Raw genomic sequence first — 23,915 nt, forward strand, 5'->3', positions numbered from 1 at the left:
GTTGCGCGCGTTTGACGGGTCGCGCTCTGATGCTCATAAGCCGCAGCATGAGCGACCAGACCAACCGTAAAACCCGTATTCTGGACGCAGCCGAAAGTCTGTTCGCCGAGCATAGCTATGACGGCGTGACCTTGCGGCGAATTGCCAAATTGGCCGACGTGGATGTGGCGCTGACAAGCTATCATTTCGGAAGCAAAGACGGGCTTTTTCGAGCTGTCTTTGCGCGGCGCGCTGAAGTGCTCAACAGGATCCGTAATGATGCGCTCGACGCCTGTCTGGCGGCCGCAGCCCCTGACGCGCCCCAGCTTGACGCTGTGATCGACGCCTATTTGCGCCCGCTGGGGGAAATTCAGGGGTCGGCCGATGAAGGGTGGCGCCATTATCTCTCGCTTGTTGCTTGGGTGAACAGCTCCACCGAATGGGGCGGCGAACTGATGACGGAATATTTCAACCCCTTCGTCCGTAGCTTTATCGCGGCCCTGCGCTTGGCGCTCCCGGACGCCGATCCGCAGGCCATCTATTGGGGATACCAATTTATGTCCGGCTCGCTGACGCTGACCTTTGCCGATACGCACCGGCTCGACCAGCTGTCGGACGGCGCCGCATCCTCGTCGGATGCGGCGACGGGTTATGAGTTGATGGTGCCCTTCGTCTCCGCAGGCTTTCGCCGTATCTGCGAAGAGCATGAGAGCCGCCTCGGCCCCCGCGCTTAGTAGTGGAAGCCTAAGGTCGCGGTGACAGTCGCAGGCGCCCGATAAAAGGTCGAGTAGGCCCCATCCACGCCGAGCTGCGATGGTGTCACGAAGTTGTAGGCGGCGACGCGGGCCCGTTCGTCCGTTAGGTTGCGACCGAATAGACCAAACTCCCACCGTCCGCTCTCGGACACGAAATTCGCGCCCAAATCGAATGTAGTATAGCCCTCTGGGTCGAGCGCAGGCCCGCCTTGTGGGAAGACAGCACTTGTTCCCGCAGCAAACCCCGGGTTGGCAACGTTGAACAAATAATACTCGCTGCGGTAATTGGCAGAACCCGTCAGAGTCAGATCACCCGAATTACCGATCCCGTTCGTCCAAGCAAAACCAAATCGGCTTGTGAATTCGGGGGTGTTTTGCGTAACGAAACTGCTCGCAATATTGACCCCGCCGGAAATAATTTCCTCGATTTCAGCATCAATATAACCGACCATTGAGCTGAGAGTAAAGCTATCGGACAAACGAAGCGCGCCTTCAAATTCGATCCCTTTATATTTGGAATCACCTGCATTGAAGACGGACGACACGAACGTGTCATTTGTTCCGTCATTATCTGAATCAACGCCTTCCTGAACCGTGATTTGCTGATCCGTGTAGTCGGCCATGAAACCCGCGAGGCTATATGTCAGGCGGTTGTCGAGTAAGCTGCCTTTAAACCCAATCTCATAACTATCGACTGTTTCTGGTGCGAAACCTTCACGCGACACGCCTGTCGGATCGAGATCGGCCCGAGCGCGGGGGTCAAACCCACCCGCCTTGAAGCCTTGTGAGAATGACGCATACACATTCGTTTCTGGAGTCAACTTGTAGGATAGGGCCACACGCGGTGTGAACTCGTTATCCTTGCGTTCGAGACCCGTATAACCCGTTTGTGTGGCGAGGAAGATTGAGGTGGTGTTGGTTGGATCGAATGAACCTGTACCCGCTCCGAGCCACAGCTCGCGCGTCACATCTGCAACCGTTTTATCGCTTGTATAACGTGCCCCGAGGGACACATCGAAACGATCCGTTACGGCATAAGTGAAGTCAGCATAAGCCGAAATATTCTCTTTCGATTGATCGCCAGATTGGAAGATCGACACACCCAAGCCTGCAAGCACGACATCAAAAGCGCCCGCGGCTTCGCCATCTAGGTAATAAAGACCCGCGATGCCTGATAGACGGTCAGAGTTATATAAGATCTGAAGCTCTTGGCTGAATTGGCTATCGTTATAAAAGGCCGGAACATCGAAATCAGCTTGCGGCAAGGCATCAAAATCAATCGGTGTGACTGTGTCGCCTTCCCGGTAAGCCGTGATGGATTTCAGGGTCAACGCGTCATTCACATCCCACGACGCAGTGAAGGAAACGCCTTTGGTTTCGACCGAATTTGCGTCTCCAACACCAGCGCGCGTATCATATTCGTTCTCTGTCACCGCGAATTGTCCATTTGCACTTGGAAGCAAGCGATGGCCATGTTTCGCATTACTGTCGTCCTGCGTCATGTCGGCCGTGAGACGGAAGTCGAGTGAGTCCGTTGGCATCCAGCGCGCGCTGACACGGCCAGACAAGACATCCTTGTCGTAGTGATCCGCACCCGTATTCAGGTTTTCACCATAACCGCTGCGCTGATAATTCGCGATGGCTGCCCCGACCGCAAATGTGTCACCGAGCGGCATAGAGCCTGACACAGTCTGATCAAACTGACCGTAAGACCCGACGTTGATGCGGGCGTTGAGTGTCGGGTTTTCGAGATCCAGACCCTTCGTGACATATTTGATCGCGCCGCCAATAGTGTTGCGACCATAAAGCGTCCCCTGCGGGCCGCGTAGAACTTCGATCCGCTCGACATCAAAAATATCCAGAACAGAGCCTTGTGGACGCGCGACAAAAATATCATCGACATAAATGCCGACGCCGGGCTCAAAGCCCCAAAGCGGATCCTGTTGCCCCACGCCGCGGATAAAGGCGACCAAGGTTGAGTTAGAGCCGCGGGCCACTTCAACAGTCGCATTTGGTGTAAACTTTTGAATGTCCGTAATATCGATGGCGCCGGTTTGCTGCAGCATATCACCCGAAATGGCGGTCACCGAAATTGGAACATCTTGAATGTTTTGCGCCCGACGTTGTGCCGTCACAATGATTTCATCGCCCGGCATAATCTGCGCCTGCGCAGCGAAGGCTGGTAAAAGTGTTAGTACAGCAGCGGCCGCACCTGTTCTCAGCATGGACTGTTTCATATCCGTATCCCCTAGGTCGTGTCCGGATTTTCCGGATTATTCAACGCTTGTTGAGTTTCAACACCTGTTGAGGAATGATTCTGGATTGTCAAGAGTTTTGGTAGACGTAGTTATGCGCAAAGATAGATGGGAAGTTTATATAGTGAGCCACGGCCAGCCTAAATTGACTCCGCTTACCAATAACACGACAATGGAATTCATGAAAAATACGATGTCGTTGAGGGAAGGATAGGTCGGCAAGCATATGAGACGGCGAACTCTCGCCAGAAAGAATCTCGCCGACGATGGACCTTAAATAGGCTCAACGTGAATTGCTTTTATGACGACCCCAAAGATCGCAATCAGCTATGACAACGGTGACAGGCTCGTCTAACATCAAAGTAGGTAATTTCAGCGACCTTGGGAGGTGAAAGCGTTCGTTTGACGACGCGTAATCCACTTATGGCACGGCCCTAAGAATAGCTTTCATTTGATGATGTCGCATTTCAAGAGAAAGTCGATTAAAGCGGGATCAATCGTCATTTCTGAAGTCGCCGCAAGCTGTTCAGGAGGATAGAGTGTTCCATCAAGCGTAAGGACAATCTTTGAATTCAAAGCATCAGTCGACTTACTACACGATGTCGGAGGATTGGGAGCCTTACTCGCTAGTACATCCTCAATGTTACCATCCCAGTTTTCCTTGATATAATGCTGCACAACTTGCCGGGTTACCTTGCCAAAATCACCATCAACGAAACCTTTTCCCGCGCTTGCCTGAGCGCTGAGGTCTGGGATCGTCGATTTAGTAATCAAATCCTCTAGCCAAGACTCGCTGTCTCCGAGCTTCAAACCCACAATTTTTTTCTGAATGTCTGTTACGGCTGCCTTTTTCGCCGCAACGCTCTCACTAACTACAACAATCGCACTAGTATTCCCAAGCGCCTCGACCTCTGGGGCGACTATCGTTTCGGGAGGTTTCTCTGACGGAGTAATCGTCAATATCGCGGATTTTCCAAACATATCCGAAATGACAATTTGAAGAGGGTCCTTACCTGGCGCGCCCGCGTCATTCTTGACTGTAATGCTGGCAATATTGTTTGTGAATGTCACCTCAACATTTGGTTTATTGGGTGACCCGTAAGGCAAAGTTCCACCCGTAATCGCCGTAAGAACGGCGCCTCCCGTATAGTCTTTCGGCAAGGTTATGTTCGCTGGGTTTAGACTGACTGGCGCTGGGGCGAAAAGCGCTTGCAGCCCCCCGTTTGAGCACGCTGCAAATGTATCATCAGGAAATGTCAGAACAGGTTTCTGACTAAGTTCTTGTATAGTTTTATTTAAGGCGACGACCCGGGCTTTGATTTTATCGCCCTCTTCCGTCAGAATCTCCCATTCATCAGCGATTTCATCCGGCACATTTAAAGGACCAAAGTCATTGTCGCCACTTTTTTCAATCTGAGTATCTTCTGCAAAATTTTGCTCAGGCGGTGCCGTTAGACTCATATTTGAAAACCCAAGCTGATTACTGACAACAGACCGGAGATTGGAATTCAGTTGGATCAAATCGGGTTCACTCCGACGAACAGCATCGTTAACTTCCCACCTAATTTCTTCGATCTTATTAAGAAGTTGCTCGCCAAGACGGTTGTAGTCTGTATGAAACGCTTCGCCGATTGCTATCATGCGCTCTGCCTTAATAATTATATCTGCAGACCTATCCTTATGATCTTGGTGTTGATTTTCTAGCGCAGACGCTGAGAATTGAATTCTCATCAACTCCATTTTTAGTTTTTCTATATCTCTATTTTTTTCATCTAAATCAACTTGAGCTTTTTGAGCTTCCGCGGTGAGAATCGTTCTAGTCGTCGTAACACCGTTCACCACCTGAGAAACCTCAGAAGTGCCCGTAGCTATACGAGGTTTGATAACCCCCAACTCTATTTCAGCTGAACTAATTGATGCGATATTCTGATTTAACAGACTATTGGACAAATTACCGATATTTGACTTGCTGGAATCAATAATTTTTCTGCTCAATGCTTTGTATGCTTCAACATCAGCTCTTAAAGACATGAGTTCCGTATGCACCAATATATCATTATAAGTCGCGGGGCGTTTATTTGTTGCCGAGGTCAAGACGCATGCGATCTGGCGGGCGCCGAGACTATAGGCGGCTTCGTGATTGCGCGTTAAGAGAGACCGGCTACTAATGCCGAGGGCTGACGCGACGAGCCCGGAAATCAACGCTGTGTCGCCCCCATTATCCGTCGCCTCCATACCCAGCGCAGAGATGCCGAGCCAAATCGTCGACAGATTTGACGTCTGCCTGAGTTTCGACCGATCCTCTAAGGCTTTATTATATGCATCTTGTAAAAACCGGCCATATTGCGCGGCCGCGCCAAAACTAATGGACGTAGTTTTGAGGTTGGATGTCCCGGGTTCAAAGGCATTGCTCTCTCCCGTTAAAATAGATTTTACATCATGTGTCGACAATCCCGGCCTTGGGATTTCCGCAGACACATAAGGTCCGGTTGCGCACCCGACCATGACCAAGGCTGTCGTCGTGGCCAGACCAACAGCATAACTCTTAGCCCTAAAGTTGCGAATTTTCATTGCCTTACCCCCGTCAGATTACAAAAACCTATATTAGAGATTTGTCAACTTTATTGCGGAGTACGTGAAGGGTCGGACTTTAAGTGCAACAAAATATAATTGACCAAAGCCAACATATTTTTGAGCAGCTATTCAGTCCTTAAAGCTTCTCGAAGTGTTGGAGAGCCACGACACGAAGGCTTCTCGAATTTGGATTTATTCCGTTAAAGCAGCCTGAATTGTTCTCCAGTCGATGACTTTCAGATTCTGGCGCTTGCCACGCTGAGACGGTGAGCTGTCGTCTTCATCGTCCTGCACCACCAGGAATCCAACGGGGAACTGCTGGGTCGCCTGCGCTGTGACATCAATCCCGTCAGTTGTTGTGACCCCGTCAACCGCGCCATCAACAATGGTGAACCGACCCACAAACCTGTGGTCAGGCAGACTGAACGTAACATAGCTATTGTTGCCCTGCGATGAAACGATCAGGTACCCGCCGTCGTCTCCCACTGGATAGAGCGTGACACCTTCCAGATCGGCCTTCGACCCGTAATCTCCGGCCTGCATCAATATAATCGGCTCATCTTTTCCGGATGGTGCGGCCGGATATTGGTAAAGCGACCCCGTCTCTTCAGCGATATAGAGCTGTCGTGTGCGATCATCGAAGACACAGCCTTCCGTCTTTGTTCCCGTTGTGAATTCACGGACCTTACGTGCTGTAATCGTCGGGGCGGACAGGCTCATAAGATATTGCTGATAGAGGCCCGCCTTACTGGTCAAGCCGATATAAAGGCCGTCATTCGCGGATCGACCCATGCAAATCCCATAGGGTGAGAAATCACCGACCGAAATGGCGGCGGGCTCTGGACGAGAAAACATGTCCGTCTTTGGATCATACAAGACCAACATAATCTCATTGGTTTCATCATTGCTCGCGACCAAGAGAACAGAGTCTGTTCCCTGCCACGCAACACCGGACCGAAGGTCGACATTGTTAATCGTCCCGATCGGCATGAACTCGCGCTGCTCTCCTTCGAGTGTGTAAATGTAGAGACCCGCTTGTTTGTCAGTGGCAGCAATAAACCCGCCCCCGTCAGGATTGATAAAGATGGCAGGGTCGTCAGCGCTATCGCCGACGCTCGCCATGATCGGCGTCTCAAAGTCCGCCGTGATCGGCACAGCCACGTAGGCAGGGTCCATCACGGCACACGCCGTCAAAAGTGACAGCGAAAGAGCGGCTGTTGCAATCGTACGTGACATTGTATTTCCTAGTAAGTGAAGCGTGCGCCGAAGACGATCGTGCGGCCGAATTCATCATATTGTGACAGACGGCTTTCATCCCCGAAGTAAAAATACTCCGGCGCGTCCGTCAGGTTTTTGCCTTCGAGATAGACCTGCAATTGCGGCGTCACGCGGTATTTGGCGGATGCTTCAATCCGGAAACGATCATCGGCGTAACGATCCAATTCAGGACCTTGCAGCTCATCTAAGAAATCGCCGCGATAATTCCCGGACACGCGCAGGTCTATTGGACCTTTTTCGTAAGCCAGTGCGATATTCCAGACCGTGTTGGATTGTTTCAAGAACGGTACCTTGCGGCCATCAGGCAGTGTCGCTTCACTGTCTGTCAACGTCAGGTTAGTTGAGAACAAAAAGCCATCCAAGGACTCGGATAGGTCGCCCATATTCTGAACGTAATTGACCTCAACACCGAAAATTTCACTCGAGCCGACATTGATGAACGTGTTCACGTCTTCAATTGTCGCTAATGTCGCTGCAGGAAGAAAGGAGAGATCGATAGTGGCGGGGACGTCGGCGATGTCGAATTCAGCCGGAAAAATAGCGTTATCAATCGCCTTGTAGAATGCGCCGATAGAGATGACAGAGAGGTTCGTGGGATAAAATTCGATCCCGACATCAAAATTATCTGCGCCATAAGCTTCGAGATCAGGGTTCCCCAATTCAATTTCGTCGCGGTCATCATTCAACAGGGCCGTCGGGGCCATGTCGCCAAAGGCCGGACGAACGACGGCTGCATAATAAGCTGCGCGACCCGTGATTCGATCCGTGAAATCATACCGAAGGTTTATGGACGGAAGAATATCCGTATAATTTTGCGATATTTCGCGAGGGGTTGCAGTCAGGCTGTCTTCTTCAAAAAAGTTACCCAACAGATCAACATCTGTTTGCTCTAATCGAACGCCGGCAACAAACGTCGCACCCCCGATTTCAAACGTCCCCATCCCGTAAGCTGCCAAGATGCGCTCATCCACTTGGAAGTCCCCGACAGAGGATTCCAACAGCGTATCTTCGACCACGAGTTCTGCGGGCTGAAATGTATCTCGCAATGAGGCTGTCAAATTCGCGTCGGGCCACTCGAACATACGGTTTGCCAAGCGCCAATTTGATATATCTGCATCGGACCGAATAAATTGATCCAAAACCACATCGTCTCGTTCATGAAAGGTGAGGTTTTGATCCCGTGTCTTCTGTCGGTCACGATATTTGGCGCCCGCCTTCCAGACCACAGGGGTTTGTCCGATCATGCTATCGCGCGACACGTTAATCTGAGCCGCATATTCCGTGTCTTCATTGATCGTGAACTCTTGCTCATAGGCGTCGAGTTCGTAGTTTGTAGGATCCAGCAGAAACGGCAGCGCAGACCCTGAAATAACTGGCTGCTGTGGATCATCATAGGACAAGGTGATCGCCCCGACCGTGCTATCGCGCTGTTCAGGGGTCGAACGGAACGTGACGTCGTGGTTATTCGTGTCGTCTTCTTCTGCATAAGCAAACGACGCCTGATAATCGACAGTCCACGGGCCTTCGACGGTTTCCCCGCCGAGAGAATATGTTTGAATATTGCGAACTTCCTCGCGCAACCGAACTTCGGCATCGACCTCACCGCGACGGATTGTCGTGCTCGTTGGCGTGACATCAATGATCTCTTCATCAAATTCTCGAAGCTCAAATTTATTCCGAACCTCATTATCCGTGTAGCGATTATAGAGCGTGCGTAGGTAGAGTTTGGTCCCATCATTGACGTTCCAATCAAAGTTCGCGACCAAGCCAATCCGTTCACGGGTTAAGTCATACCAACGCTGTTCGTAATCATCTGCGACAAAGAAGTTGCCGTCATCGTCCTGATCCCATTCGCCAATTTCATTATTATGCGCTTCAATGGCGAGGTTTTGATAGCTCAAAGAAACCGCTGCCCCGAACCGATCGTCCCAGGTATTGGAATAGGTCATCGAGGCTTTCGGTGAAACTTCCTCTGTGATCTCATTGTAGGCGCCTTCCACTTTGACCCGAAAGAAGTCATCTTTCCGGTCAAAGGCAGACACAGTTTTAAGATTGATAACGCCGCCCAAACTATCAGCATCGACATCTGGCGTGAGTGATTTTTGGACTTCAATTCCATCCAGAAGATCTGACGGAACACCATCGAGAAGAACGCCGCGGCGGTCCTCTGGGGACGGGGTCCGTACGCCATTGATGGATGAGGAAATCAGGTCCGTATTGATGCCGCGAATTGACACATAGCGCCCTTCGCCTTGGTCCGTCTCAACAGAGATTCCAACGGCCCGCGAGAGCGAGTCCGCGACGGTCGTGTCGGGGAAATTCCCGAGCCCGTCAGAATCGATAATTGTCTTGATAGACGTCGCGGCCCGTTGCTGATTAAGCGCACTCGCTTGCGCGGCCTTGGTCCCGACAACGATGATATTGTCTTCATAAGCGACATCATCGCCAATAGTAAAATCAATGATGGCGTCAGCCTCAGGAATTGAGACCGTCTGCGTCACAGTCGGTGTCCCTAAATACTTAATCGAAATCGTATATGCGCCGGACTCTAAGCCATTGAGGCGGTACCGACCAAACCGATCCGTCACAACAGATCTGTCTATTTCTTCAACACGCACAACCGCGCCCGCGAACGGAGCTTGTCCGGTTACATCTGTAACTTGCCCGCTCAGGGAGCTCGCTGACGCCAGTTGTGGCAACGCCAGACAGAGCGCCAAAGCCGACGCCATGGCACGGCCCCGCGGCCCTTTTGCTCGTGACTGCCCCTTTGCTTTCGCAGGCAAAGTCACACCCTCAATAGTCCATAAACACATGGATAGAATCCCTAATAATTTAGGGCGCCATGCAATTAGTTTTTATCACTGTCGTGAACGATTAATACTCATTCTGTGACGCGACAGTATTTGTTTTGTCATAAATTTGGAGGGCTCGTCAGCACAGACAGACCGTCCTAATCCTCATCAAACCGATGGACGTCCCGCAGTAACAAGTATCTCGCCCACACCGCGTTATGTGACCCCGTCGCAAACCCTTACTCTCGTACAGAGGCGCTCGCCTCTCGGATTCGTTTAAACTCAGACGTTGCTTTTAACGCGGGCCACGCCTCGGAATTACCTAATTCCCGAGTCATATCCAAAAACAATTCGACATCTTGCGCCGCACCTCGGAGGTCCCAATTGCTGTCCCATGCATCATTCTGATTATGATACCGGTTGTCGATATAGCCCTTCACCCACGCGTCTCCCGCGGCGCGTCCACCGTCTTTAAGATCCGATCCGCCTGCGATCCCCATGATCAGCAGCACCGGAACGCCACGTCGCGCGAGAGAGAAATGATCGGCGCGGAAAAACAGGCCATTTTCGGGCAGACCTTCCGGCGACACCACGCGACCTTGCATCGCGGCCGTCTTGGCCATCATCTCTTCTAAGTCGCTTTGGCCCTCCCCGACTTGAATGACGTCATGGGCCAGCCCGGCTGTTTGGAGAATGTCCAAGGTCAAATTGGCGACCGTTGTTGCCATCGGATAAATTGGGTTTTGAGCATAGGCCTCAGACCCCAACAAGCCGCTCTCCTCTGCCGTCCAAGCCGCAAAGACAATGGACCGGTCTAAGGCCGGTTCGGCCTTTAAATTTCGAGCGATTTCCATCAGTCCGGCCAAGCCCAATGCATCATCATTTGCCCCCGGCATGACGGTTTTTCCCGCCTCGTTCGGTTCGCCGAGTCCATAGGCGTCCCAATGGCCCGATAGCATGATCGTTTCATCAGGACGGGTTGTCCCTGTGATCTTGCCGAGCACGTTTTGACTTTCAACCGTTTCAACTGACAGCGCGAGCTCTGCGTTAAACCGAATGTCCCCTAAGGTGAGCGCGGTGAAATCCCGTTTTTGCGCGGCGGTCCGAAGTTCGCCTAAGTCATAACCGGCTTGCTGGAGCCATTGTTGCGCCATGTCTTGATGCAGCCACCCTTGCAAATCGACCGAGGGTTTTCCGGGCCCGGTGGTTGCGACAGCATAGTTTTCACCCGGCGATGAGGCCGCAACATTCCAGCCATAACCGGCGGCTTTTGTTTCGTGGATGACGAGGGCGGCTACGGCTCCGCGACGAGCCGCTTCTTCATACTTATACATCCACCGACCATAATAGGTCATCCGGCGTCCGCCGAACACGCCATGGGTCGGATGATCTTCTGTTACCCCAAAATCAGGGTCATTGACCAAAAAAAGCGCAACCTTACCCGTCAGATCAATATCCCCGTAGTCATCCCAATCTCGTTCCGGTGCGCTCGCGCCAAAGCCGACGAAGACAACCGGAGCATCTTTTACATCAATGACGGCGCGGGGATTGGCTGAACTAATTTCAATGTCTTTGCCCTGCTCAAGCGTGATGCGCGTCTCCCCCTGGCTCACATTCAAACTGCGCACGTCCGTTACAGCCGACCGATTGAGCGTGACAGGATATGTCCACCCGCCGTTGCGTCCGCCCGGCTCTAAGCCAAGATCGGTGAAACGCTCGATCAAGTAATTCACGGTTTTGGTTTCACCCGCAGTTCCGGGCGCGCGACCCTCAAATTCATCTGACGCAAGCACTTTGACAATGTTAGACATAGTCTCCGTATTAATGACGGAAGTCGTTTCGCTGGGGGACGGGTTATCCTCACCGGGCGTCGTTGGCGAACAGGCCGCCAGCAAAAGCGTTGCGCTTACCGACATCAAGAGAGGTTTGATCATTGCAAAGTCCAATTTCTACGAAGCTTAATTTTACGGCTTAACGAGACGTCTGTCCTGTCAGGATATTTTCCCCGACGCAAAGAATAATAGGCAGACAAGTCGACCTGCTTCTGGGGTGTTCCCAAAAGCCTGTCCGGCATTGTGAAACAGCCAAGGATTAAACAAAATGAGGCGGTTAAACCGCATAGGCGCCCGCATCGTCCGTTCCCATTTACTTGCGCTGTTCGTGTCTTTGTTCACAACTTCTTCGATGAGTGTATTCGGATTAGTATATCCGCTTTCAATCAGACGCATTTCATTCGACGGGACCGATTCTAAGCCCGTGCGGCGATGACGAAAGAAATCCGTCCCCCCTTTGCAATGTTCCGGCTGGCTCAGATAGAGGATCCCCGAATAGAAGCATGGGTCGATATGGACTCCGCTACGGCCTTTATCCCCGGCCAATGTCAAACGGCAGTGACCGTGTGATGTATTGATAGCGGGGCGAACTGTCCGACCCAATATATTGGATACGGTTTTATCGATCGCGGCCGTTGGCAAGGGCTGGGTTGAGATCAGACCGGGGTAGTTTCCTTGTTTGAATTTTGGATCATAATCCAGTCCCAAGGCTTGGCGTCTCACATCGTGAGGGTTCGTCAAAAAATCGTCTATAATCAAAAAACTAGGGAGCATGGGGCGCTGTCATCAACCTGTTTGAACGACTTATTTAAGTTGGGGTTTCATCATGTCTTCGACTGTCACACGCGGTAATTCTGTCGAATTTTCTGGCGCCGCCAAAGTGTCAGCGGGTTGATCGGGAGAGACATCAGACATTTTCACCCACTCGCCTTTAGCCGCATCAATCAAGCCCCACCCATCAACGACGTCATGAAGATAGACTTTTGGCTGAAGGCGGAGAGACCTCACCGGCTCCCGCGCGGCATTATACACCACCGTGCCCGGTCTTATGACCCAATACTCTTGCGATGGCGGGATCATATTTTGGGTCATAGTCTGAGACGGGGTTGTTTTTGGTTCTGAGAGGATTGACGAATTCTGCGTCTGTGAGGCGCTGTTTTTCGGGTTCTTTACCGCGTCACGATCCGAGTTTGACACCACAAGTGTGTCTTCAGTCGGGTGGACACAACCGGACATGAAGAGGCCAGACATTAAGGCCAGCGGGATGATGAATTTTTGCAAGAGGCTCTCCTGATGACCTAATGATTATCAGTTGAGAGACAAAAAAGCCACCCACCGTGCGGCGGATGGCTCCACATCTGAGGATGGCTTTCGGCTAGAACTTTACGCTGATGCCTGCCCGATATGTGCGCGCTTCGATATCGCGGCGTCCAACTGTTGTGTCAGCGGATAGATTGATTGTCGTCTTTCCAGCACCAAAATTCAGGCCAGCCCCAATTTCGCCCCAAGTCTTATCCGTCCCGAATAAGAGGAACGGCGCATTAACACCCCCACCGCCGACAAAGCCCGCGTTAAAGGAGTCCGCGCCACCGTTAAATTCCCGCACAATGTCCCCGGTTAGACGGAATTGCGCTCTGGACGATGCTGTCGTGATAAGGTCCAGCCCGAGCCGACCTTGTGTGCTTTGATAGACATCACGATCAATGTCGAGGCCGGGAAGCCCCCCCGTTTCTTCGATGTCGTCAAAATTGATCACGCTACTGCGAAGACCCGCTTTGGGCACGACCATAATCGACCCGGCTTGCATGGGTCTGGAGACTTGGATGTCAGCCGTAAAGGCCAAACTATCATCGTCAGATGTCAGTGTCGCATTGGACGGGAAAGCCACTGTTCGAGTGTTCTTCGTCCCGAAGGTTCCGACACTGAGTAGCCCGTCGAGCACAAGGTTTTGCGACGAACGCAATTGGCCATAAAGCGAGCCCGAAAGATGGTCCGTTTCAGCCAATTGATTAAGCGCGGCCTCTGCTTCCAGCTCAGTATAGCTGAGAGACGCCCCGACCGTAATTTTCTCAGACACCGCATGCTCGATACCCGCAACAATGGACCAGCCATCAAAATCTTCGTCCGAATAGTTTTGCGCTGTTGGCATTGCGCTCCCACTACCGTCGATAAAAGAACCGGACAGGTAGATCGCGTAATCATCCGGAATCGTGTGCGTTGTCTTTACACCCGCCCCGATAGCCGCCTGTAATTGGCCCGTATCCGACATGGTCGACATATAGTCTGCATTAGACGCCATCTGCACGGGATTGCCCATGACCGTTACGCTGCCGCCACCCCAACTTTTTGACCCCATTTGGCTCATCCGGTTTCTGTGGAAGTGCGCCATCGTATCAATCGAAGATTTCGCGAGGCTCCGCGTGGTTGTTTCTGTGACAGGCGCCCAGCTATCTAAGACAGCTTGGATTTGATCATCCGAGGTCAAATCAAGCGACGCATAGATGGAAGACAGACTGTCAACGCCGCGACTCCCATCCAATAATTTCGCATAGGCGCTTTGTACGTTATTTCCCGACGCAATCGCGTCATTGTAAGTGCCAGCCTCAATTGTCGCAAAAACTGCGTTGTCCGTATGGGTCAGTACAGGACGCAGGATTGTGCTGATATTGGCGGCTGAGAGCTCGCCGGATTGTGTGCCCGCGGTCGTCAGGAACGTATAAACGTTTCCGGCGCGGACGTCGGCCGTAGGATTAAAGAAGACCTGACCACCCAAACTTGAATCGCCTGTGATCGCCAGGCGGTCATTGATACCATTGGCCCCAATATCGATGAGCAAACTCGACCCGGACGAGAGCACGGCACTGCCATCAATCGTGAGCGTCCCGATGGTCCCCAATGCGCCTGGCGCAATCATCCCTGCAATATTTGTCAGGAACGGCGCTGTCACAGTCCCGGTTCCTGAGAGCATACCAGAAAAGAGGGTATAATCGCTCGCACTGTTCAAGACGCCATCAATGACGACACGTCCGCCCGTTTGATTGACATCGATCAGGGTCGTCAGATCGCCATTGGCATCAATGATGAGGCCTGCGGCCCCGCCGATATTCAAGCGGTCAATTGTGCGCGTGCTGCTCAGCGTTGTTGTGCCCGAATTGCTTAAGGTCACTTCAAAGTAACGGCGCGCGCCGTTATTGCCGGATGGCGGATCAATATTGTCAGGGACAAAATCTGTCGCGCCGGCCAAACCATTCTCGATGGTTGGGGCGGGCAACGGGTCGCCTGGTGCGTGGGACTCGTTTTCAACAAGCTCAACGCCACCACTGCGATGAGACTGGCTTTCTCCGCCAACCAACACACCGCCCGCGTTTGACAAAGCCCCGCCTGTATCATCAACCGCTTCCACAGCAGCGTTTGTCTCAATCCCTAAGCGATTGAATTCGTCCGCACTCAGTTGACCCATATTATTGTTGTTGGTCTCTGGGGCCGGACGAGACGGCGGCGTGTCTTCGCCGGACGCAAAGTTAAGGCAGCCGTCACCCGGATTATCGCCTTCTGGATCAAAACAGACAGTGCCGAAGCCCGGATCATCGGTTTCTAGGCGACCCGCGGGTTGCGTGTCAGGAAAACCATTCACAACATTGCCGCTGGCGTCAATGATCCGGTAATTCGGATCAAGATCTGATTGCCAATGCGAGGCATCTTCCCACGCGCCGTCGCCTTCAATCGCGCTGACATAGCGATACGGATTATTCGCCGCGATATAATCCGCATAAAGGAATAGCGGCTGGAAGAAGCTTTCCGTCCCATAAGAACTAAAAACTTGCGGGCCAAAGAAGCGTGAGCCGCCAGAGAGCACCCCAATCACGAGGTTTTCATCGCTCAGATTATTGTTTTCTGCATCCAGAATGAGCGGACCCCCTGAATCCCCCCCGGCCGTCGTGCCTTCATTCTCAAGCGGTTCATCTTGGTAAAGGTCGAAGTCAAAGGCGTTTTCTTTGTTAGGATCATCAAAGTCGAGGCGGTACAAATTTTGCGGCAAGTCGCCGAAAGCAGCCCCAAACAGGAAATTATTTCGATCATCGAATGAGGATAATGACCCCAACATATTTTCGGCGGCCCGACGGCGCCAATCGATACCAAAGGAAGCGCCCGTCGATCCCGACCCTGAACGCCCATATCCCGTTATATCGACATGGTACCCTGTCCCATTGGCCGGGTCATATCCGTCATCACCAGGGGCCAAAGGGTCCGGTAAGCGAGAGAAGAGTAGCGCCCAGGTTGGGATATTCGCCGCGGGCGTATCGAGCGAAGCGAGCGCAATATCCCCTTCAAGGAAACCAAAGCTATCAGGGCGGGCCGTCGATTCGGGATTCCAAAATATCTGATTAATATTAAACACAAACAAATCAGGGTTAGAAGCAAAGCCGTTTGCAATCCAATTTTGGAAGCCGGGTAATGCGTCAACACCAAATGAGAACGCCGATGGGATTGTCGGGCCGAAATCCTCTTCAGGCCTATCATTGACGCAGTGCGCGGCGAACAAAACTGTTCGCGGGTTGATCAGTGTGCCGGTGCAGACAAACCCATCATTTCGGAAGAACATCCCAACGCCATTCACGCCGCCATCTGTGTCAACAACATCTTCCGGCGAGCTGTTATCATTCGGCACCACAGCATTTGAAAGAGGCGCATAGGATAAGCTTGCGATCACGAAAAGAGCGGCGCTCGTTAGGAGGCGTTTGCGAGGGGTATGGTCGGAGAATGTCATCTGTCGCTCTTTAATCAGTGAATAGGTTTCCACTTTGCAATGTTAAGGGCGAACATGCAACTTTCACAAAAATGTTTGGTTTCGTCGGCATGAGTGCTGAGCTGAACCACGCGGCAGACCGGCCCTGCTCAGGCCACCCCATACGCAAGACGACCGACGCTCCATATAAAAAAGGTGGGCCAAAGCCCACCTTCATACGCCCCGTGTTTTAAAGGTCTTAGCATCCTTTGCCGGCATACATGCCTTCCAGTTTGGCGCGCTCCAGCGTTGCTTTGTTCAATTCTTTTGCAGCCCTTTTCGCTTTCTTTTTCCCTGAGTTCGATACGCCGTCCATGGCCGCTTTCGCAAACAAGCCGCCGAAAGGCACTTTCCCGATGACTTGAGCTGCGCCGTTATGCATGGCGGCTTGGGTCGCGACTGACGCCACAGCCTGCCCCGCAACATTGTCACCCCCATTGAGGATTTCATTCGCGGCGAGAATACGAGCGTCAACAGCGGCGACTTTTGTCGCAATCGCCTGACATTCCGGCGCCATATTAAGGCTGGCAATATTTGTGGTCGCTGCCGGCATCTCAATCGTTGTACTGGTTGTCGTTGTTTCCGTGACCATCGGCTGATCGCTTGCCATTTGTGCGGTGATCGCTTGTGATGCAGCCTTCTGGGCCATGGCCTTACCCAGGCCATTCGTGGTTGCGCCGCAAGCGGCTAGCGACAAAGTTGCCGTCGTTAAGAATAGAATTTTAATTGAAGTACTGACCATGTGATCTCTCCTGATGTGACACGCTATCTGATGTCTCACAGGCTAAGACTGTTATCGCGACACCACATCGTCAGAAGTGATTAAATTGAATGACAAGGGCCGTTAGATTGTCGGGATTCAACGCCCCCGAACTCATTGAAAATTTTGACGCTGTTACACAATCGGCAGGGTGAGTTTGAAAAGAATCCGCTGGGGTGTCGGCTCTAATTCGAGAAAGCCATCATGACGGTTTGCAATTGACCGACTTAACGCGAGGCCGAGGCCATATCCCTTCTTCGCCGACATGTCAGGGTTCCGGAAAAAAGGCGTGAAAATATCGCGGGCTGCCTCCGCGCTGATCGGCGCTCCCCTATTGGACACACGAAGAACAGCAAATTCGCCTTCCCGTTTTAAACTGATGCTTATCGCGGTCTCATCAAAGGCATATTTCAGGGCATTATCGAACAGGTTGGAGAGCAGACGGCCAAGTTGCGAACTGGATCCAAAGACGTGCACATCGCGATCAATGCTGAGCTGCAAAGGTTTATTCTCATCTTCAGCCACAGGGTCGAAAAGATCAGCAATAGCCTCAACCAGTTGGCTGAAATCAATTGTTTCAAAACCCCGTTTGTCACCCTGTTGGGCATCAAGAGAAGAGATATCCAAAAGCCCGTCTAAAAGATTGATACAGTGTTTAAGCTCGTCTCGCGCTTGATCGATCTCTTCATTGGGTCCGGCGTTGTTTTCAATCCTAAAAAGGCTCGCATCCAACCGGGTGAGAGGGGATCGCATTTCATGGGCAACCTGATCCGTGACCCGCTTTCGAAGAGTCAAAAGCCGTCCGGTTCGGGCAATCATCGCATTGATATGCTCAGCCAAAACACTCAACTCATCCGCTTGACCAAGCGTGGACAATCGCGCGTCGATATCACCGTCGCCGACCCGCGCGAATATACTATTCATCGTGGATAGACGTCTTCTGAGCCGCCTGACCGTTATAACAATCAAGATTAGCGATAGCCCGAGAATAGCCGCTACCCCTATAAAGTAATCTCGAAGACTCCCTGATAGTGCGCGGCGTTGCGCGGCCGTCTCACGCGCGACGTTTAAAACCTCACCTCCACTGAAGATCGTCGATCTCATCAGCAAAGGACCAAAACGCTCATCCGCAAGCGTGACAGTTTTCGTGATATCGGAGGCCCCGTCTGGAAGCGGGCCCAAGTCGCCGGCCAGTGTCTCTCCGCCTCTGGCGATGAAACTGTAATGCGCGCCAGCACGGGTCAAAGGGGTCAGGGTAAGCCGTTGATCAATTCCTGCAGACACAGCTTTAACGCCCGATCCGACGTAAATCTCAGCTAAGGCTGCCATCTCATCATTAATTTGATAAACGAGCTCTTGGTGAAGCGTGTTTTGAGTCCGCAATCCCGCCCAAAACATAATCACTGAAAACACGACGATAGGCACGAGGGTGAGCCCGAGTGTCAGCTTTGTAAAAAGCGACTGTCGATATGAGGGTCCGCCGAACATGAGATTGCGATATTACCCGTCTGACAAAACGCCAAACCGATAGCCCAAACCTCTTACCGTTTCCAGCAGTGGCGCATCGCTGTTCTCATCCAATTTTCTGCGCATACGACCAATATTGACATCAACGACATTCGTGCCCGGATCAAAGCTAAGGTTCCAAACATCACGCAAGAGCATGTCGCGAGTAATCAAAGCCCCTTCATTATCTATAAAATACAAAAGCAGATCAAACTCTTTTGGGCTCAGCTTAAGATGCTTGCCACTGCGATGGGCCGTGCGCGCTTTTCTATGGACTTCAAGATCAGAAAAAACTTGCAAGTCACGGCGCACTGTTCCGGTGGCCCGCCTTAACAGCGCTTCAGTCCGCGCAACAAGTTCAGCGGGTTCGAAAGGCTTGGCGAGATAATCATCGGCTCCGCGTTCATACCCTTCAATCTTATTTTCAGAATTCCCAAGTGCGGTGAGCATTAGCACAGGTGTTTCAATGCCCGCATTTCGAAGCGTTTCGACAAGATCTAACCCTTCCGCATCCGGCAACATTCGATCAAAAATAAGGATATCAAAATATTGAGCTTTGGCCCGCGCCAACCCTGTCGCGCCGCAGGTCTCCAAAACGACCTGCCAGTTGGCGGCGTCTAGAATCGCGACTATGTGCGCGGCAATATCCGGTGTGTCTTCAACAACGAGAACAGTCTTAGATCGCATGGCGGGCCTCCTTAGATCGTCCGTTGACCGTAACTTTCTTCTTTACAAAACTTTGATTCTGCATCAAATTTATTTCGTTGGAGGCGAGAAAATGGCCGTAAAAAAACCCGTTGGTTTGAGTATCGTCCCGATTGCATTGTGCGCTCTCATGGGGTGCCAAGCGTCGGCTGAAGAAATTGATGGCAAGACGACGTCCGCAGAAAATGCGGCGATTGTCGAGACACTTCCGGTTACCAACCCGAGCGTTCCCGAGACCCACAAACGCGTAATAGACTTGGTCGTTGCTGGCGAAAATGCGCGCGCCACGAATGATGTCAAAACGCTTCTTCAAACAGCGCAGACCTTGCGCGATATGGGCGCCCACCCCATCGCCGGAACAGAGGATTTGGCCAAAAACTGGACGGTTATGGCGGAGACCATGCAGACAGATGACACCGCGCCTATTCCATTCCGAGGACGCATAAACGGTCCGGCTTATCGCAAGCAAAACCTTATTCCTGCAGGGTCTGATACGATTGAGGATATTTATTACGCCGCTGAGCTGGCTGAGTTGACGCTGGAGACGCTCAGTGGAACGCCCTTGTCTTGGTCGGTCTACGAGGCTGGCAGTGAACAGGATAAAATATGCCACTCTGTCGAAGAAACTAACACGCAATCTTGCCGTTTCACGCCACTCTGGACCGCGAAATACAAAATTCGTATTCTCAATGACTCCAGTCAAGCGGCTTCCTACCTCTTCATTACAAATTAGATCTCTATATGATCTATGCTGTCCGGCAGCATGACAAACCCCGTTAAGTTGGCTCTCAAGTTAATCTAACGCGGTTTGTCATTTGAACGGCATAGCTATTGTTCCTAGTCTTTCTTTAAGAAACACGAGGGAACCATGGTTGAATTATTAGAAAAATCACGATGCCGACCCTTGGGAAAACCCCTTAAATCAGATCACTTTTTCGAAGCCCTCATCACGAATATACCAACACCTGTTTGCGTGATGAGGGATAATAAAACAGTGTTATTTTCTAATCCCGCGTTTCAGTCTTTACGCCAAAACAACGCGCTATTCTTGTCCGGGGCCAGCCTGACTTTGGTCGATAAACAGGCACAACGCGCTTATACCGACGCAATTGACGCCATCGTACGCGGGCACGCATCATCACAGACCCTCCTCGTCGGCGCGACACAGGCGGCCACGGCTGTGTGGGTTACACTGACACAGGGCGATACACGCAACACCGTTATCTTGACCATAATATCGCCCGAATTGATCGACGCGGGACAAGAACCGTTAGCGTTACGCCTGCGAACGCAATTTGGTCTCACCGGTATGGAAACCCAATGTGCGTTACTGTTGGTGCGCGGACTCTCTGCCAGTGCCATCGCCAAACAGCGCGGTGTCTCACTCTCGACAATTCGCACACAACTTCGGGCGATTAGAGCCAAGATGTGCGTCACCTCGTCTCTGGCGGTTGCCACGCAAATATCAAAATTGGCCATGCCTTTTGGTAGCGCAGCGTTATCACCATAATTTTAGCGGCTTGGCCACGCTAGTCCATGCCTCGTCGTCAATTTCCGATGAGAACGAACGGCGCCCAAATTGCAGGATGATTGGCGTCTGGAATGTCTTTGTTACGGCGTAGGTCCAATATTGCCTTTTGTAACGCTTCCGCTTTGCTCATTCCCGTCTGAGCATTCTGGACCGTATTAACGGTAAGGAAAGCCGCAGCATCATCCCGAACAGGCCAATGTGAGACTAAAAGCGAGTCTGCGCCGGCATAGAGAAATGCACGGGTCAAACCCTCATAACTCGCAGCGCCTGTTTCATTCGGCGCGGCTGTGTTGCAAGCGGACAAAATAACCCAATCCGCATTCAGATTCAGTTTCGTGATTTCTGAGGATGTCAGAAATCCATCATCCTTTGCTTCGAGCCCGATATTGGAACGATTGAAAACAAGGGCGGGCTCATCAAGGCCTTCAATTTCATCCGTCATAACCCCGTGGGTCGCGAACGCAAAAATATCGACAGTGTCCAGATCGAGCCGTTTGAACTTCGTTTCTGTCGAGTCGACTCCGCTCAAAAGAATAGCCTTTTTGGCATTCAAGGCCTCGGCAATTTTATAAATTTCGTTTTTTGCGCCGGGTAAGGCGGGTAACGACTTAATGCCTTGACCGTCTGACACAGATCGAGACGCCGCCATATCGGCCACCGTCAGGTCAGTGACATCAAAATCGCCGCTAACGCCGTTCATTGAGGGCGCATCCTGACCCGTCACCTTCTTTGACCTGATACGCTTACCGCCAAATTTTGGGGATATTGATATCGCCATCCGGTCAATCAGATACTCCCCCTCTGGCTCATCCGTCTGCAGGAGGGTGAACGGAAGATCATCCAAGATAGCGGAAGGAATAATTTCGAGCGTGGTCTTACCGGCTAAAACGGATTGCATCGCCGTCGGAAATAACATCCCGTATAGACTCTGTGAGGCTTGCCCATCAAACGGGGCAGGCGTGCCGCCAAAACGCGGTAACGTCACGCTTGCTCTGACCCTGTCCGAGAGTGCATTGAGGTCAAGCGCGCGGCCATCCAAAGCCGTAATTGTCACCTGGTTAGACGTGAGTGAAATCGCATAGAGACGATCTTGAAATGACAAATACCCGATTTGGACAACATTATCGTCCAGCTCATTTTGTAGCGCCCGAACAGGTTTTCCTGCCGCAGACAGTCGCGTAGATAGACTGTCTTCTATGTCAAATAGAGCGGATGTTTTCGCCGCGATGTCCGCCTCAAGACGGTCAATAAGGGTCTGTTGTTTTTTGAGAGGGTCTTCCTCTGCGGCCAACATCAAATCTGAATAGGTGCGTTCTGCGGACACTTTATCTTCTGCAAGGTCTTGAATCTCTATGAGAAGCTCTCGCGAAGACGGTTTGGAAATACTGTCGCGCAGCTGGTTTATTGTTACCGCGTTTCCGGCTGCGGACGAGAGCATATGCTGGGCGATCCGAAAACTAACCTCGTCATTTTCGGCGATGAGGGACGCCATAAAGAGGTAGCCGTAGATTTTCTTAATATAGATCGAATTGCTATTGAGGCTGGCGGCACTGATGGAAGACACAAGATTCTTTGTCTCAACATCACCCAACAATGCCAGAAGACGGTCTTGCGTAAAGGATCCATCTTTCAAAGCCGCATCGACATAAATTTCTCGCGATTTCGCCAGCAAAATTTCGACGGACGTTTGCGCGTATAGTCGTGATTTATAGCTGTAGTTTTCCGTGATTACGGCTTTCGCCTCTTTATAGCGTTCGGCTTGAATCAGGTGATCCGCCAATAATTCTCGCGCGACAATTAGCTCTCTATTTTCACCTGAGTTGGACTTTTTAAAATCTGTGACGACAATGGATTGTAGAGCAATCGCTATGCTCAAATCTTCGCTTGCAAAACTGGAAGCAATTTTTTGCCGTGCTAAAACCTCTTTATCGCTTCCCGCCCCCGATGTGTCTTCGAGCGTCGCGCGCGCGGCTTCCGCAAACTGGCGGGCGGGCTCATGCTGTCCGCGAGACAACAGGATTTGAGCCATAGAAAGTTGAAATGCGGCGGCTTGTTCTGATTTACGTCCATGCGCTGCGGACGCTATTCGAAGCGCTTTGCGTGTCACGCGCTCGGCCTCATTCAACTTGCCCTTTTCGGTCAATAATGCGCCCAAATTAGACAGGTTATTGGCGCCAAAGGGGTGGTCTTTGGGCAACAGCATCTCGATTTTTATGGCAGCTTTTCGAGCGGCGACAATCGCCTCTTGGTCCCGACCGGCTTTCCGTAAATAGACTGGAAGGTTCGCATACCACAGGGCCGCAGTCGGGGGTGGGGGGCTCATTTTATCTGCAAGCTGGATCGCTTCGCCAATGTTAAATATGGCAGAGTCGTAGAGGGCCAACTCCATATCTGAGGCCGCGAGGTTATTAAACGCCGTGGCCAGTTCAGAGACCACAGCCACTTGATTAAAGGGGTCGGCGAGCGCGTCAAATTCGGCTTTGCGGTAGTTCAAGACTAATTGAGCGTTCTTCCGGGCGTCTTCATGTCTGGATAGATAATTATAGGCGACGCCAACATTGTTATATAGGCCCATCAAGTCTGACGTATAGTCCGGCCCTGCCTGTTCAATGATCGCAATTTGGTCTTCAAAAGCAGCAGCAGCCTTTGTGATGTTTCCGACGTAAAAATAAGTTTCGGCAATGTGCATCTCAATCACTGAAATTTCAGGATGCGGGTCCGGATAAATCGTCAGCAAATAATCTATTACGGATTGCCATGCCACGGCGCTGCCTGTGGGGTCTGAGCTGGCGTCAATCGCTTCCGCGACGGCCTTAAGGTCTTTAACCCTTTGTGTTTGAACGTCTGTCAGTTCGATTTTAGCGCATTGAACATCGTGACGACTGTCCGCAGCTTCGGGCGATATCGTAGCGGACGACGGCTCTTCCGCGTTCTGACAAGCCGTTAAAACAAGGCAGCTCGCTATCGTTATTCGCACTAGCCTCATACTGCCCCCAGCAACCTATCGCGCTCTAAGACCCTTGATCTATAGATTCTCAATAATAGACACGTTTATCCCTAAGAGTAAGATAGGAAAATTTTATGATGATAAACACTGTCGGGGGAAGTCTGGGCGTTGCATCAGGACTTTTATTTCGGCGGCGATTGCCCGTCTGCTCTCGA

The 23,915-nt window shown here is 51.6% G+C and carries 15 protein-coding genes; 3 read left to right on the plus strand and 12 right to left on the minus strand.

Going from position 1 to position 23,915, the window contains the following annotated elements; genetic code table 11:
• Nucleotides 1-47 precede the first annotated feature (47 nt).
• Entirely contained in the window at nucleotides 48-713 is a 666-nt protein-coding gene (locus IE105_RS02395) for a TetR/AcrR family transcriptional regulator (RefSeq protein ID WP_189495058.1), read from the plus strand.
• Here the strand turns inward: IE105_RS02395 and IE105_RS02400 are convergent.
• The 11 genes from IE105_RS02400 to IE105_RS02450 form a co-directional block, all read right to left on the minus strand.
• Nucleotides 710-2,971, minus strand: coding sequence for a TonB-dependent receptor (locus tag IE105_RS02400; protein WP_189495060.1), 2,262 nt, complete (start codon nucleotides 2,969-2,971; stop codon nucleotides 710-712). The genes IE105_RS02395 and IE105_RS02400 overlap by 4 nt on opposite strands.
• A gap of 465 nt (nucleotides 2,972-3,436) precedes the next feature.
• Nucleotides 3,437-5,560, minus strand: coding sequence for a hypothetical protein (locus tag IE105_RS02405; protein ID WP_189495062.1), 2,124 nt, complete (start codon nucleotides 5,558-5,560; stop codon nucleotides 3,437-3,439).
• Between the two features lie 195 nt (nucleotides 5,561-5,755).
• Complete coding sequence (locus IE105_RS02410; RefSeq protein WP_189495064.1) at nucleotides 5,756-6,799, minus strand: phytase; 1,044 nt, start codon at nucleotides 6,797-6,799, stop codon at nucleotides 5,756-5,758.
• A gap of 8 nt (nucleotides 6,800-6,807) precedes the next feature.
• Complete coding sequence (locus tag IE105_RS02415; RefSeq protein WP_189495066.1) at nucleotides 6,808-9,570, minus strand: TonB-dependent receptor; 2,763 nt, start codon at nucleotides 9,568-9,570, stop codon at nucleotides 6,808-6,810.
• A gap of 302 nt (nucleotides 9,571-9,872) precedes the next feature.
• Nucleotides 9,873-11,567: a M20/M25/M40 family metallo-hydrolase gene (locus IE105_RS02420; RefSeq protein WP_189495068.1), complete on the minus strand. Its 1,695-nt coding sequence runs from the start codon at nucleotides 11,565-11,567 to the stop codon at nucleotides 9,873-9,875.
• Between the two features lie 57 nt (nucleotides 11,568-11,624).
• Nucleotides 11,625-12,239: a DUF6445 family protein gene (locus tag IE105_RS02425; protein WP_189495070.1), complete on the minus strand. Its 615-nt coding sequence runs from the start codon at nucleotides 12,237-12,239 to the stop codon at nucleotides 11,625-11,627.
• A gap of 30 nt (nucleotides 12,240-12,269) precedes the next feature.
• A complete protein-coding gene (locus IE105_RS02430; RefSeq protein WP_189495071.1) occupies nucleotides 12,270-12,746 on the minus strand; it encodes a hypothetical protein in 477 nt (158 codons plus the stop codon).
• A gap of 94 nt (nucleotides 12,747-12,840) precedes the next feature.
• Nucleotides 12,841-16,233 (minus strand): autotransporter domain-containing protein, encoded by a 3,393-nt coding sequence (locus IE105_RS02435; protein ID WP_189495073.1) that lies wholly within the window; start codon nucleotides 16,231-16,233, stop codon nucleotides 12,841-12,843.
• Nucleotides 16,234-16,450: 217 nt separating this feature from the next.
• Entirely contained in the window at nucleotides 16,451-16,993 is a 543-nt protein-coding gene (locus IE105_RS02440) for a hypothetical protein (RefSeq protein WP_189495075.1), read from the minus strand.
• A 153-nt stretch (nucleotides 16,994-17,146) separates the two neighbouring features.
• Nucleotides 17,147-18,499, minus strand: a complete 1,353-nt coding sequence (locus IE105_RS02445) for a sensor histidine kinase (RefSeq protein ID WP_189495077.1) — start codon at nucleotides 18,497-18,499, stop codon at nucleotides 17,147-17,149.
• A 12-nt stretch (nucleotides 18,500-18,511) separates the two neighbouring features.
• Nucleotides 18,512-19,204 carry a response regulator transcription factor gene (locus tag IE105_RS02450; RefSeq protein ID WP_189495079.1) on the minus strand — a complete coding sequence of 231 codons (693 nt, stop codon included), beginning with the start codon at nucleotides 19,202-19,204 and terminating at the stop codon, nucleotides 18,512-18,514.
• A gap of 91 nt (nucleotides 19,205-19,295) precedes the next feature.
• On the opposite strand from IE105_RS02450, the gene IE105_RS02455 reads away from it, so the two are divergent.
• A complete protein-coding gene (locus IE105_RS02455; RefSeq protein WP_189495081.1) occupies nucleotides 19,296-19,955 on the plus strand; it encodes a hypothetical protein in 660 nt (219 codons plus the stop codon).
• 171 nt (nucleotides 19,956-20,126) lie between these two features.
• Nucleotides 20,127-20,732 carry a helix-turn-helix transcriptional regulator gene (locus IE105_RS02460; RefSeq protein ID WP_189495083.1) on the plus strand — a complete coding sequence of 202 codons (606 nt, stop codon included), beginning with the start codon at nucleotides 20,127-20,129 and terminating at the stop codon, nucleotides 20,730-20,732.
• 37 nt (nucleotides 20,733-20,769) lie between these two features.
• Here IE105_RS02460 and IE105_RS02465 read toward each other — a convergent pair whose 3' ends face one another.
• The gene (locus IE105_RS02465) at nucleotides 20,770-23,730 is read right to left on the minus strand and encodes a CHAT domain-containing tetratricopeptide repeat protein (protein ID WP_189495085.1); all 2,961 of its coding nucleotides are present in this window, start codon (nucleotides 23,728-23,730) and stop codon (nucleotides 20,770-20,772) included.
• Between the last annotated feature and the right edge of the window lie 185 nt (nucleotides 23,731-23,915).

The organism is Algimonas arctica (genome assembly GCF_014652695.1).
Classification (GTDB): domain Bacteria; phylum Pseudomonadota; class Alphaproteobacteria; order Caulobacterales; family Maricaulaceae; genus Litorimonas; species Litorimonas arctica.

Coding starts and splice junctions, on each gene's coding strand:
- IE105_RS02435 (WP_189495073.1), bottom strand. CDS start 16,233: ATGACATTCTCCGACCATACCCCTCGCAAACGCCTCCTAACGAGCGCC.
- IE105_RS02455 (WP_189495081.1), top strand. CDS start 19,296: ATGGCCGTAAAAAAACCCGTTGGTTTGAGTATCGTCCCGATTGCATTG.
- IE105_RS02400 (WP_189495060.1), bottom strand. CDS start 2,971: ATGAAACAGTCCATGCTGAGAACAGGTGCGGCCGCTGCTGTACTAACA.
- IE105_RS02420 (WP_189495068.1), bottom strand. CDS start 11,567: ATGATCAAACCTCTCTTGATGTCGGTAAGCGCAACGCTTTTGCTGGCG.
- IE105_RS02440 (WP_189495075.1), bottom strand. CDS start 16,993: ATGGTCAGTACTTCAATTAAAATTCTATTCTTAACGACGGCAACTTTG.
- IE105_RS02410 (WP_189495064.1), bottom strand. CDS start 6,799: ATGTCACGTACGATTGCAACAGCCGCTCTTTCGCTGTCACTTTTGACG.
- IE105_RS02415 (WP_189495066.1), bottom strand. CDS start 9,570: ATGGCGTCGGCTTTGGCGCTCTGTCTGGCGTTGCCACAACTGGCGTCA.
- IE105_RS02395 (WP_189495058.1), top strand. CDS start 48: ATGAGCGACCAGACCAACCGTAAAACCCGTATTCTGGACGCAGCCGAA.
- IE105_RS02405 (WP_189495062.1), bottom strand. CDS start 5,560: ATGAAAATTCGCAACTTTAGGGCTAAGAGTTATGCTGTTGGTCTGGCC.
- IE105_RS02425 (WP_189495070.1), bottom strand. CDS start 12,239: ATGCTCCCTAGTTTTTTGATTATAGACGATTTTTTGACGAACCCTCAC.
- IE105_RS02445 (WP_189495077.1), bottom strand. CDS start 18,499: ATGTTCGGCGGACCCTCATATCGACAGTCGCTTTTTACAAAGCTGACA.
- IE105_RS02450 (WP_189495079.1), bottom strand. CDS start 19,204: ATGCGATCTAAGACTGTTCTCGTTGTTGAAGACACACCGGATATTGCC.